This is a genomic window from Sphingobium sp. B2D3A (assembly GCF_025961795.1).
Classification (GTDB): domain Bacteria; phylum Pseudomonadota; class Alphaproteobacteria; order Sphingomonadales; family Sphingomonadaceae; genus Sphingobium.
The window spans coordinates 1,121,570-1,134,394 of sequence record NZ_JAOQOI010000001.1 but is presented as its reverse complement, the minus strand read 5'-3'; the positions used below and the strand labels follow the sequence as shown (position 1 = coordinate 1,134,394).

The 12,825-nt window shown below is 66.0% G+C and carries 8 protein-coding genes and 1 riboswitch; of the genes, 2 read left to right on the top strand and 6 right to left on the bottom strand.

The genetic code is table 11. From position 1 onward, the window contains the following. The first annotated feature begins 324 nt into the window (after nucleotides 1-324). Nucleotides 325-2,487 (top strand): TonB-dependent receptor, encoded by a 2,163-nt coding sequence (locus M2337_RS05240; RefSeq protein ID WP_264571952.1) that lies wholly within the window; start codon nucleotides 325-327, stop codon nucleotides 2,485-2,487. A 58-nt stretch (nucleotides 2,488-2,545) separates the two neighbouring features. Here M2337_RS05240 and M2337_RS05235 read toward each other — a convergent pair whose 3' ends face one another. The 6 genes from M2337_RS05235 to M2337_RS05210 all read right to left on the bottom strand — a co-directional run bounded on the left by M2337_RS05235 (nucleotide 2,546) and on the right by M2337_RS05210 (nucleotide 11,217). Then, entirely contained in the window at nucleotides 2,546-3,784 is a 1,239-nt protein-coding gene (locus M2337_RS05235) for a GGDEF domain-containing protein (RefSeq protein ID WP_264571951.1), read from the bottom strand. Between the two features lie 117 nt (nucleotides 3,785-3,901). Beyond that, nucleotides 3,902-5,308: an efflux transporter outer membrane subunit gene (locus tag M2337_RS05230; protein ID WP_264571950.1), complete on the bottom strand. Its 1,407-nt coding sequence runs from the start codon at nucleotides 5,306-5,308 to the stop codon at nucleotides 3,902-3,904. Nucleotides 5,309-5,325: 17 nt separating this feature from the next. After that, on the bottom strand, nucleotides 5,326-8,502 hold the full coding sequence (locus tag M2337_RS05225; protein ID WP_264571949.1) for an efflux RND transporter permease subunit: 3,177 nt from the start codon (nucleotides 8,500-8,502) through the stop codon (nucleotides 5,326-5,328). 126 nt (nucleotides 8,503-8,628) lie between these two features. Further along, nucleotides 8,629-9,888 (bottom strand): efflux RND transporter periplasmic adaptor subunit, encoded by a 1,260-nt coding sequence (locus tag M2337_RS05220; RefSeq protein ID WP_413716063.1) that lies wholly within the window; start codon nucleotides 9,886-9,888, stop codon nucleotides 8,629-8,631. Continuing rightward, nucleotides 9,885-10,289: a hypothetical protein gene (locus M2337_RS05215; protein ID WP_181558624.1), complete on the bottom strand. Its 405-nt coding sequence runs from the start codon at nucleotides 10,287-10,289 to the stop codon at nucleotides 9,885-9,887. The genes M2337_RS05220 and M2337_RS05215 overlap by 4 nt, the downstream gene beginning before the upstream one ends. 325 nt (nucleotides 10,290-10,614) lie before the next feature. After that, nucleotides 10,615-11,217 carry a TetR/AcrR family transcriptional regulator gene (locus M2337_RS05210; protein ID WP_264571948.1) on the bottom strand — a complete coding sequence of 201 codons (603 nt, stop codon included), beginning with the start codon at nucleotides 11,215-11,217 and terminating at the stop codon, nucleotides 10,615-10,617. A gap of 171 nt (nucleotides 11,218-11,388) precedes the next feature. After that, nucleotides 11,389-11,466, top strand: a riboswitch (cyclic di-GMP riboswitch). A gap of 202 nt (nucleotides 11,467-11,668) precedes the next feature. Here M2337_RS05210 and M2337_RS05205 point away from each other — a divergent pair. Beyond that, a complete protein-coding gene (locus M2337_RS05205; RefSeq protein WP_264571947.1) occupies nucleotides 11,669-12,793 on the top strand; it encodes a hypothetical protein in 1,125 nt (374 codons plus the stop codon). The last annotated feature ends 32 nt before the right edge of the window (nucleotides 12,794-12,825 follow it).

The window sequence follows — 12,825 nt, the reverse complement described above, 5'->3', positions numbered from 1 at the left end:
TGGACCGCGCGCCACAGGCGGACTATTTTCTTTTTCATATAAATGAAAGGAGTCGCCGAAACAAACGAAACCTCATAGACCAGTAGCACAGCACGTCGCGATCCTCTGCCAGGCTCATGGAAGCCGCCAAAAAATGGATGAGGCAAAGGCGCAGTCGACGGACTGAAAATGAAAATGAGAAGCCTCGCGCGCACCTGAAGGCACAATAGCCAAAGGAGGCCGGGGAAACAGACAAGGGAGAGGGAGGATATGAAAGCCAATCGACAGGTTTATGCCGTCCGCGCACTACTGACGTTGCTTTCGTCAACGACATGCGTGGTTGCGATGGCACCCGCACTGGCGCAGCAAAACCCGCAGCAAGGCGAGGGTTTGGAAGAGATCATCGTCACCGCGCAACGGCGCGAAGAAAATCTCCAGAAGGTCGCCGTCGCCGCTACCGCGCTCTCAGGCCAGGGCCTGGTGGAGAAGGGCGTCACCCGGGTGGACGAGCTGCAGACGGTCGTCCCATCGCTCTCCGTTACCGACGCCGGGCTGACGCAGAACGTCAACATTCGCGGCATCGGCCTCGCCAGCGGATCGCCCGCCGTGGCCAACGGCGTGGCGACCTATGTGGACGGCATCTTCCAGCCGCCCATCGTCACCACCTCGAGCTTCTACGACATTGCCACGGTGGAAGTGCTGCGCGGGCCGCAGGGCACCTTCGTCGGCTCCAACTCGACCGGCGGCGCGATCTTCATCAACACCCGCAACCCCAATCTTGCGGGCGTGGAAGGCTCCATCGAGGGCTCGATCGGCAATTATGACGCGCGCAGCGTGGAAGCGGTGCTCAACCTGCCGCTCTCGCGCACGCTGGCCATTCGCGGCGCCGGCAAATGGCGCACGCGCGATTCCTTCTACACCGACATCGGCTCCGCCGGCAGCTCGGCCGGTCGGCTCGATGAGCTATCCGGCCGCTTCGGTGCGTTGTGGAAGCCGACCGAGAGCTTCCAGGCGCTGTTCAAGCTGGAAGCCGCGGACAAGGAAACTGGCGGCTATGCCTACCGCCCCATTACCGGCACCGCCTATGCGGCCTATCGGACCAGCGACCCGCGCCTGATCGACTATGATACGCCGACGCAGAATGACGAGAAGGCAATCCAGGCCTCACTGGAACTGCGCTACGAGCTGGGATCGGGCATCACCTTGCGCTCGCTCAGCGGCTACCAGAACAAGCGCATCTTCAACCTCTACGACAGCGATGCGACCAATGCCGCGCGCTATAGCCTGGCGGATTCGACGCGCCTCGCGGTTTCGACGCAGCAACAGTTCGTGCGCGAGCGGGTGTGGACGCAGGAGTTCAACATCATCTCGCCGACCGATCAGGATCTTTCGTGGATCGTCGGTGGCTATTATCAGCGCAACCGGATCGACGTGATCATCGAGAACCGCTCGAATGGCTTCCCGACGGACATTCTGATCGACAATGACAAGGCCACCACCGGCGTCTTCGGCCAGGTGACGTACAAGATCACGCCGCAACTCGCGCTGGACGTGGGCGCGCGCTACTCGCACTTCTCGGTGACCGGCGGCGGCAGCGTCTCGATCGGTCGGGGCATCCCCACCTTCCCGCCAAACGGCTTGCAGGTGGCGGATCTGAGCGGCGACCACAAGGACGGGCGGATGACCGGCAAGGTCTCGCTCAACTGGACGCCGGACGAGAACAACCTGTTCTATGCCTTCGTCGCGCGTGGTTACAAGCCGGGCGGTTCTAACTCGCTGGTCTCCGAGTTCGATCCGGAAACGGTGATCGATTATGAAATCGGCTGGAAAGCGACGATGCTGGGCGGTGCAGTGCGCACCCAGCTTGGCGCCTTCTATTATGACTATAATGCCTTCCAGTTCGACGCTCTCGACCCGGCGACCGGACAGACGGCGGTGACAAACCTCACCGATGCCAAGGTGAAGGGCATCGAGGCGCAGGTGCAGGCGCGGGTCTCCGGCTTCACCTTCGATGCGGGCGTGGCCTTTGTGGATTCCGAGCTGGGCGACGTGACCTTCGTGGACACGCGCGCTTACGCCCGCGCATTCCCGGGCGTAACCCCGGCCGTGCAGTGCCCAACAGGCCAGGCATCCAATCCGCCGACCTGCATCGACTATACCCCGTTTCTGCGCACCACGGGCGGCGGCTCCAATCTCTACTCACCCAAATGGACCTATAATCTGGGTGCGCGCTACGACCTGTGGGTGGGCGATGTTAAGATCACGCCAAGCGTGAGCTACGCCTATGTCGGCCCGCAATGGACCTATATCGGCTACTCGCCGATCAGCGACCGGCTGCCCTCACGGGGACTGCTCGGCGCCCGGCTCGGCGTGCAGAAGGGTGATCTGCTGGTCGAAGCCTATGGCACCAACCTGACCGACGAAACCTATGTCTCCGGCCAGTTCGGCGACAATGAGTTCTACGGCGCTCCGCGCGAATATGGCGTGCGGGTCCGGTACGACTTCTGACTGAGAGATGGGGCTGGTTCACTCGCTGTGGCCGGCCCCGCTCCTCTCCTGCCAGACCCTAGCCAGCGTCTTTCATGAGCGTGCGCGCAATGTAGCCGGACATGCCCGCCGAGCCGACAACGCAATTCCGTCCGTTTGCCTTGGCCTTGTAAAGCGCGCCGTCCGCCGCGCCGATGACATCCTCCACGGAGTCCTGAGCCGAAGGCTGCAACACCGCCACACCAATGCTGACCGTGACCGGCGCGACATCCTCGCAGCCGGGATGTGGAATGGCGAGATCGAGCACCTCGCGCCGGAGCGTCTCGGCAAAGGCGAGGGCCGGTTCGGGCGCAAGGCCATAAGTGATCGCGGTGAACTCTTCGCCGCCGAAGCGCGCGATATAATGTCCCTGCCGGTGAACCTCGCTCTGCAACGCCAAGGCCACCCGCTCCAGGCAGCGGTCGCCGGCATCATGCCCTGCGGTATCATTGAACAGCTTGAAGCGGTCGATATCGATCATGAGGATACCGAACCAGGCGTTGTCCACGCTTGCCGCCGCCCATTTGCCGTTCAGCGTCTCCGAAAGGCTCCGCCGGTTGCGCATGCCGGTCAGCGGGTCCGTCTCGGCAAGCTCCGCCAACGCTTGGGTCAAGGCAACAAGCTGGGCGGATTTGAGTTCGTCCCTCAGTTCGATGAGAAACGCATTTCGCGCAGAGCGCTCTGCCTGACAGCGCATAACGAGCGGCAGGAACGACGCGAGAGTAATGAATCCGCAGAGGGTAAGGGATTCGATGTTCGGGCCGCGCAGTATAAAGGCCAGACCGAACATGGAGAGGATCGACAGCGTCGTGGTCGCCAGCGCCTGCCGCACCGAGGTAGGGATTGCGAGATTTTTAAAGATCAGCAGCAGAGCCGCGGCCATCAAATAGCGATCGCTATGCGGTTGCCCCACCTGAAGCCCGAGATAGGTCACGGTCGCGACAAAGATCACCATGGGCAGGATGATGGCGGCGTTCTGCAACCGCTTCGGGCCCCGGATCACGATCACCATGGCCAGCAGATAGGCCGGAGTCGTGATGCCCAACCGCAATGCCAGCCCCAGCTGCAGCTGACCGACGATATAATCCAGAGGCAGGCACGCCAGATTGGCAATCAGCGCCCCGACGTGCCAGCTGGCAATGGTTGTGCGCCTTTTCAGGTCAGTGCGGTCGAGATAGGCGGTTTCGAGGGACGGCTCCAGAGCGATCTGGCCAACAGGCCGCGACAATGCGCGTTCGATTGCGTCGATCCGCTCGCTGGAAACCTGACCTTCGTCCATTGCTGACTCACAACAGCTTCTCAGCCGCACGGGCTATGGTGCGGATGTTAAGATGCCATTAGCATTTCAGCGTCGGTCGCGCGACTCATCGCCAGTCCGGGGACCATTGAGCCTCGCTCAGCTCGCCCAGCTCCCGCCCAGCGCCCGGAACACATCGATCTGCGCGCGCGCGACCTCGGCATCCTGTGCGGCGAGCGCGGCTTCTGCCTCTGCAAAGGTGCGCTCGGTGTCGAGCAGCTGGAGGGAGTCGATGGCCCCCTCGCGCTGCTGGGCACGGGTGATGCGCGCGGCGGCGCCGGCGGAATCGCGGGCGGCCTGCAGGCGTTGGCGGCGCTCCAGCGCGTGGCCGTAGGTCGAGAGCGCCGTCTCGGTTTCCTCCAGCGCGTTGAGCACTGCGCCGTCGAAAGCGGCAAGCGCGGCATCGCTGTCCGCCCGTGCGCCGGCGATGCGCGCGCGGGCGGCCTCCTGATTGGGGAAGGACCAGCTGATGAGTCCCCCCAGCAGCCAGCGCAGCGGGCCGCCGCCGAACATCGCACCGATATCATTGCCGGTCGATCCACCCGAACCGCCAAGGCTGATACGCGGATAAAGGTCCGCCGTGGCGACGCCGATGCGCGCGGTATCGGCAGCGAGACGACGCTCGGCCGCGCGCACATCCGGGCGGCGGGCGAGCAAGGTAGCCCCGTCCCCGACCGGAATGGCCTGCCGGATCTCCAGCCCGATGCTGCGCTGGCCGGCAATCTCGGGCAAGGCGTCCGGGGTCCGGCCGGTGAGCGTGGCGAGGCGGAAGAGCGCGGCCTGACGCTGCGCCTCGATGAGCGGAATGTCGGCAGCGCGCTGGTCACGCAAGGCGGCGATCCGCGAGACATCGAGCGTGGTCGCAAGGCCCGCCTCGCGCCGCTTGCCGGTCAGGTCCAGCAACCGGTCGAGCAGGCCCACGATCTCGCGATTGACGGCCAGTTGCGCCGCGCCCGACGCGGCATCGGCATAAGCGCGCGTGGTATCGGCGACGACGGCGACGCGCACGGCGTCGGCATCGGCCGCGGCTGCATCGGCATCGCCGCGCGCGGCTTCCACGCCCCGGCTCACACGCCCGAACAGATCGACCTCATAGGAGACCGACAGTCCGGCATCGAGCGCCCAGTCCTCACGCGGCGCTCCCGGCGCGCGCTGGCTCGCGGGCAGGCGGCCATAATCGCCGCTGGCCGAAAGATCGGTGCGCGGCAGCCGATCCGCCCGGGCACCGCGCAGCCCGGCGCGGGCCTTTTCCAGCCGGGCGAGCGCGATGCGCACATCCGTATTGGCAGCAAGCGCGTCGGTGACCAGCCCGTCCAGCACGGGGTCATTGTAGAGCCGCCACCAGTCCGGCTGGACCGGGGCCGGCGCAAAGGCCGGGGACGCGGCGGAAAGAAAGGGGCCGGAGGACGCCGAGGGGGGCGTGGGGGCGACGTAGTCCGGCCCCACCGCGCACGCTGAAAGCGCCAGCGCGGAAACAAGAGGTGCGAAGATGCGATGAGCAGTCATGATAGGGTCCTCCTCACTCACTCGGCGGGGGCCGGCACGGCATCGCCACCGGACCGCCCGCGCAGGCGTGCGATCCGGTCGCCGAGCGCGCGGCTCACGACGTAGAAAGTGGGCGTGAAGATGAGGCCGAAGATGGTGACGCCGGCCATGCCGAAGAACACCGCTGTGCCCAGAGCCTGCCGCAGTTCCGCACCTGCCCCGGTGGCCAGCACCAGCGGCACCGCACCCAGGATGAATGCAAAGCTGGTCATCAGGATCGGCCGCAGGCGCTGCCCGGCAGCGTGGACGGCGGCATCCAGCGTGGTCATGCCGTTCTGCTCGCCCTGCCGGGCGAACTCGACGATGAGGATCGCATTCTTGGCAGCCAGCGCCACGAGCACGATCATGCCGATCTGCGTCAGGACGTTATTGTCCATGCCGCGCAGGTTGACGCCCACCAGAGCCGCCAGCACCGACATCGGCACGATCAGGATGATCGCAAGCGGCATGACGAGGCTCTCATATTGCGCCGCCAGCACCAGGAAGACGAGCACCACGGCGAGGCCGAAGACGAGGCCTGCAGTATTGCCAGCCGTCTTCTGCTGATAGGCGATGCCGGTCCACTCATGGCTGAAGCCACGCGGCAGATTGGCATTGGCGAGTTGCTCCATGGCATCCAGCGCCTGACCCGACGAGGCGCCGGGCGCGGTATCGCCATCGATGGCGACAGCGGGCGCCAGATTGTAGCGCTGCACGCGATACGGCCCGGTGGTGTCCCGGAAGGTGGCGATCGAGCCGATCGGCACCATCTGGTTATAATCCGAGCGCGTCTGCAGGCTGGCGATATCCGCCGTGGTCCGCCGGAAGGCTTCGTCCGCCTGCGCGGTCACCCGATAGGTGCGGCCAAGCAGATTGAAGTCATTGACGAAGGCCGAGCCCAGATAGATCTGCAGCGTCTCGAACACCCGTTCCGGCGGTACGCCGAGCATCTGCGCCTTCTCGCGGTCGATATCCGCGAAGATGCGCGGCGTCGCGGTGTCGAAGAAGGTGTAGACGAACGAGAGTCCGGGCGTCTGGTTGGCCGGGCCGATGACGCTGTAGGCCGCCTGCTCGAGCGCCTTGTAGCCGGCGCCCTCGCGATCCTGCACCATCAGGCGGAAGCCGCCCGCCGAGCCGATGCCGCGGATGAGCGGTGGCTTGACGATCATCAGGCGCGCCTCGCTGATGTCGGCGGTCGCCTTGCGGGCTTCCTCCATTAGCTTGTCGATGGTCTGGCCCTTGGCGGCCCGCTCGTCGAAATCATCGAGCACCCAATACGCCGCGGACGAGCTGGCGTTGCGCGTCTCCGAGGCGCCGTCGAAACCCGAGAGCATGACAGCGTTGGTGATGCCCGGAATGGGCAGCATTCGCTCCGCGACCTTCTTCATCGCCGCATCGGTGCGCGCGGTGGAGGAGCCGGGCGGCAGCTGGATGATCGTGAAGAAATAGCCCTGGTCCTGCGCCGGGATGAAGCCCGACGGCGTGTAAACCAGCGCAGCGACGGTCACCGCGATCAGCCCGACATAGGCCGCCATGATCTTCTTGGGCTGGCGGACCAGCCGCGCGGTCAGGGTCGCATAGCGGGCACTGAACCGGTCGAACCCGCGATTGAACGCATCGCCCGCCCGCTCGGTGAGCTGGCGCCAGCGCGGCGCGCCCTCCGGCAGGGCATGGCGGTGCCGCAGCAGCAGCGCCGCGAAGGCGGGCGACAGGGTGAGCGAGAGGACCAGCGAGATGATCGTCGCAGCCGAGATGGTGATCGCGAACTGCTGGTAGAAGGCGCCGGACATGCCGCCGATAAACAAGGTCGGCACGAACACGGCGCACAGCACCAGCACGATGGCAATCAGCGCCCCGCCCACCTCATCCATGGAGGTGCGCGCCGCCTGGAGCGGAGTCATCCCGTTCTCCAGATTGCGCTCGACATTCTCGACCACCACGATGGCGTCATCGACGACGATGCCGATGGCGAGCACGAGGCCGAACAGCGAGAGGTTGTTGATGGAATAGCCCATGCCCGCCAGCACCGCGAACGTGCCGATGAGCGAGACCGGGATCGCCAGCACCGGGATCAGCGCCGCCCGCCATTTCTGCAGGAAGACGATGATGACGAGCACGACGAGGATCACCGCCTCGACCAGCGTCTTCACGACCTCGTCGATGGACTTCTGGATGAACTCGGTGGGGTTGTAGACAATGCGATATTCAAGGCCCTGCGGGAAGTCCTTGGCCAGGACGTTCATCTCCGCCTTGATCGCCTCGGCAGCGGCCAGCGCGTTCGATCCCGGCATCTGGAAGACGGGGATGATCACGCTGTCCTTGTCGCCGAGGTAGGCCGACGTGCCGTAATCCTCGGCGCCCAGCTCAACGCGCGCGACATCGGAGACGCGGACCTGCCGGCCCTGATCGTCGGTGCGGATGACGACATTGGCGAACTGCTGCGGATCGGTGAAGCGACCCTGCGTCTCGACATTGAGCTGGAAGGCCGATCCGCCCGAGGGGGGCTGGCCGAGCGTGCCGGCGGCGACCTGCACATTCTGCTGGCGCAGCGCGGAAACGATGTCGCCGGCCGTCAGACCCAGCGCCGCCGCACGGCGCGGATCGATCCACACGCGCATGGAGAGATCGCGCGAGCCGAAGAGCTGCACGTCGCCCACGCCCTCGATGCGGGCCAGCCGGTCCTTGATGCGGGTCTGCGCGTAATTGGAAATATACTCGCGATTGAGCGAGCCATCAGGCGAAATGAGGTTCACCACCAGCAGGAAGTCCGGCGAGGTCTTCTTGGTAACGATGCCGAGGCGCTGCACCTCCTGCGGCAGGCGCGGCTCGGCAATGGCGACGCGGTTCTGCACCAGAACCTGCGCCTCATCGAGGTCCGTACCTTGCTTGAAGGTGACGGTGACGACCACGCGCCCGTCCCCCGTCGATTGCGACGAGAGATAGAGCATGTTCTCGACGCCGTTGATCTCCTGCTCGATCGGGCTGGCGACGGTCTCCGCCACGGTCTCGGCAGAGGCGCCGGGATACATGGCCGAGACGGTCACCGTCGGCGGCACCACCTCGGGATATTGCGAAACGGGCAGGAAGAAATAGCTGATCGCGCCGATGATCGTGATGATGACGGCGATGACGGCCGCGAAGATCGGCCGGTCGATGAAGAAACGGGACAGACGCATGAGGAGATCTCCTCGGGGGCAGCGCTCAGAGCATGTCCGGGTCAGGCGGCTTCACCTGACGGCTCGGACATGCGGAAAGCAAAAGGGACCGGATCAGGATCGGCTTCAGGCGAAGCCGATCACGACCTAGCGCGTAAACGTGGCCTGGCCGGACATCAGCGCGGTGGCGGCGGCAGGCGTCGCCGGCTGCGTCTCAGGCGCAATGCGGCCTTTGCGGACCTGCACCTTGCCGCCGGGCATGGCGAGCTGGGTGCCAACGATCACCACCTGATCCGCGGGATCCAGCCCGGCCCGCACGACGCGCAGGCCATCGACAACCGGCCCAAGCTCGATCGGCTTGGCGGCGACGGTGCCATCCTTGCCGACGACGAGCAGCGTCTTGCGCGCCTGATCGGTCTGCACGGCGGTGTCCGGCACCAGCAGCGCGCGGGTTGGCGCGCCGGTGGAGAGGCGCATGTTGCCGAACATGCCCGGCGTCAGGAACAGATCGGGATTTGGCAGCACGGCGCGGGCGCGAATGGTGCCCGAGCGCGGATCAAGGCCGTTATCGGTAAAGTCGAGCTTGCCCTTCCAGCGATAGGCATTTTCGTCCTGCAGCTTGATCTCGACCGGCGTGGCGTCGGCATCGGCATCACGCTTGGTCTTGAGGAACAGCGCTTCGGACCCCTCGAAGGTGAAGTAGATCGGATCGAGCGCGTTGATGGTGGTGAGCAACGTGCCGGATGCGCCCTCTCCCGAGGATGCGAGGTTGCCGGGGTCGATCCGCCGATCCGAGATGCGGCCGCCAATGGGCGCGCGCACGGTGGTGAACTCAAGATCCAGCGCGCGGCTGCGGGCACGGGCCTGGGCACCGGCCAGCGCAGCCGATGCTGCCGAGACGCGGGCGCGGAGCCGGTCGACTTCGCTCTTGGAAACGGCTTCTACCGCCACCAGCCGTTCGGCGCGCTCAAGATCGCTGCGGGCCAGCGCGAGATCGCTCTGGGCCGTGGCGACACCAGCGCGCGCCTCGGCCAGCGCAGCCTGGAAGGGGCGCGGATCGATGGTGAAGAGCGGCTGACCAGCGCGGACCATCTGCCCGTCCGTGAAATGCACGGCCGTGATCTGGCCGGAAATGCGCGGACGCACCTCGACCGCGCGGCTCGGCTCGAACCGGCCGACATAATCGTCCCACAGCATGATCTCGCGCGCGAGCGGGGCCGAAACGGTGACAGTGGGTGCCGCCATCGCGGCCTGAGCCGGGGGCGACGGGCGCATCAGCGCATAGGCCCCGGCAATGGCGAGCACCGGCAGCGCCACCCAGGCGGCACGGGTCAGCGAGCGGCGCCGCGTCGTGCCGGCGTCGATGGGCGTGGCTTCCGCCGGGCTGAGTTTCTTGAGCATGTTCATGCGCGGTTCCTCCGCTTGATCGACAGACGCAGGGCGCCGATGTGGCGGAGCAGCGTCTCATATTGATGGGTCGTGTAGCCGGCCTCGTAAAAGCGACCGAGCTCGGATGGGGCGATGTTGTAGCCATGGTGCCAGCTCAGCACCGCGATGCGCCGCAGCGCTTCGAGGCGCGCGCTCGCCAACGGCATGGCCCGGCGGAAGCCGAAGACGAGGCGCAGCAGGCGGCCCAGGCGGCTCTCCTCGCGGAGGGAAGACAGACCGTCCTCCCGCGCAAGGCGGACAATCGTCCACTCGACCGGAAGGAGGTGGCCATCCTGCACCTGGAGGCTTGCAGCCTCCGATGCAGTGACACCCGGGACCATCGCCCGTGCCCCGCCATCTCTCAGATCCAGATATGCCATCACCATGTCTCCTCCTGCTTCCCCGGCAGGCACGACGGGGTAGCCCCGGACAGCCAGTGCTGCCGGGCGCGCGCATCGCGGATGCCAGGGATCGATCCGGGAAAGACGGTGCGCGACCGGCGCGTCCGTCCCGAAACCAGAACCTATGAAATTGCTGTCAAATCAAGTCGGGCAAGCAGAACGCGCCCGGCCAAGCCGCACGCACTCCCACGCCTTCTGTACTGACTGGTATATTAATCGGATGTTCAGGCGTCAACCCGGTTTTTTGTACCGACCGATATTTTATTTTGCAGCGCGCAAAATCGGTCTTGGGTCCCCAGGCGCTTCAGCGGCTAGGCCACATCCCCATAGTCGTCTCGGCAACGCGCTCCAGCTCCTCCCGCGTGGTGCCGGAGCCGGCCAAAACCGCCATGCCCTGCAAAACGGCGATGAGATACTTCGTGATCGCTTCCGCATCGGTGGGCCCGACAAACTCGCCCTCGTCGATGGCGCGCTGCATCCGGGCCACCAGTGCCCGCTTCACGGTCTCGCCGCGCTTGAGCACTTCCTCACGGATCGATTGCGCTTCCGCGCCACAGGCGGTGACGCTGATCACGCTGAGGCAGCCGGTGGGCTGGCCATTGCCGGCAATCGTGGAGAGTGCGCCATCGAGCAGATGCTGCGCCACGCCGCGCGCGGTGGGCATATCCAAAGCCGGACCGATATAGGCCAGCTTCTCCCGCTCGTAGAGATCGAGCGCCTGCCGGAACAAGGCCTCCTTGTTGCCGAACGCGGCATAGAGACTCGGGCGGGTGATCCCCATCGCGTCCGTCAGCTCGCTGAGCGACGCGCCCTCATAACCCTTGGTCCAAAACACACGCAACGCGGCCGCAAGCGCCTGCTCGCAGCAAAATTCGCGGGGCCGACCCCTGATGGCGGTCTGTTCCATATCGGGCGGTATAGAATTCCTCGCCGGGCTTGTCGAGTCCGGTGCGACGAAGGGAGCCAGGACGGTCCCGCTCGGGCGGCACGTTCTCCCAGGCATGATAAAAGTTAAGTTCAGACTCTTTTCCATGAACCTTTTCCAGCGCTTGACATTTCAAGCGCAGGATCACTCCGATCCCGATAATGGCAAAGCGGTGGTGACGCCGTGACGCAAAGCTTCCGGCCTTGGGTTCAAGGTAGCGGGGTTGCCGAAGGAGCCGAGGTCGGAGCTGTGTGTGCGTGTCTACGCCTCGCTCTGGCTATGATCGCTCCACACCGCTCCGCGCTACGTGGGCCTGCCATCGGATAGCTCCGTCTCCAGCCCGGCTGCAAGCCTGACAGGAGATGACGCAATGGCTCAGGTTCTTTCCACGACGACATTCCGATCCAACAGAACGTCACGACTATGCCGGGCCATGCCCGCCATAGCCGCCTGCTCCGCGCTCGCCATGCTGCTGAGCGCCTGCGAGACCAGCGGTTATTCCCGCTACGCCAATGTCGGCTCGCCAGCGCCCGGGTCGGGCGGCAGCAGCGATGGCGGCAGCAACAATGGCGGCGGCGGCACTGACACGGGCGGCGGCGGAAATACCGGCGGTGGGAACACCGGCGGCGGAAATACCGGGGGCGGCGGATCGGCCGATGGCGGCGGCGGCACCGGTGGCGGTCTGGCTGGGGGCGTCGTTACGCAGGTCTCCCCGGTTCTGGCGACGGCCGGCAATGCCGTGCTCGGCGTCGCGGATGGCCAGCAAGGCGTGACCACCCCCATCGCCGCTGCCTTGCCAGTCACGCAGCCCGTGACCGGCACGATCACGCGGGTGCTGCAGGATACCGGCACGGTGCTGGTCGATGCCGGCGAGGGCCGCACGCTGCTGCTGCAGGGCGCGCAAGGCGTGGTCGGCGATGTGGTGTCCATCGATGTTGGCGGTCGCACCGTGACCAACGGTCTTGATGGCACAGCGGGCGCGATCGGCGTCGGCGTGCTTGGCGACACCCAGCCGACGGGCACGCTCGCATCCGCCGGCGTGCTGAACGCAGGCAATACCGCGCTGGCGACAGTGAACGGCATCGCCGATGTACGGGTGACCAACATTACGGCGCCCACCGGCGGCATTTCCGACAATCTGCTGAATGTCGCGCTCGGCGGCAATCAACTGCTGGGGAGCGGCGATCCGGCGCTGGTCAACGCCAATGTGCTGCCGAACGGCGCGTCCCTGCCCGGCGGTGGCACGGGGGCCGTGGGCGGCGTGCTCGGCGCGGTGAGTTCGACCGTCGGGTCTGTCGGCGGCGCCGTGGGCGTGGGCGGTGACGTGTCAGGCGGCGGCGTGCTTGGCGGCGGAACGGCCACGGGCGGCGACGTAAATGGCGGCGTGCTTGGCACGGTCGGTGCCACGGTCGGCTCGGTCGGCGGTGCGCTAGGCGTTGGCGGCAGCGTCGAAGCCGGTGCAGGCGCAGGCGCCGGCACCACGACCAATGGCGGCTTGCTGGCGCCGGTAACCGGCACGCTCAACACGGTCGGCACTTCCTTGGGACTGGGCCGCTAAACAGCCACCCCGCCTCAAGTCGCCAACCTCGG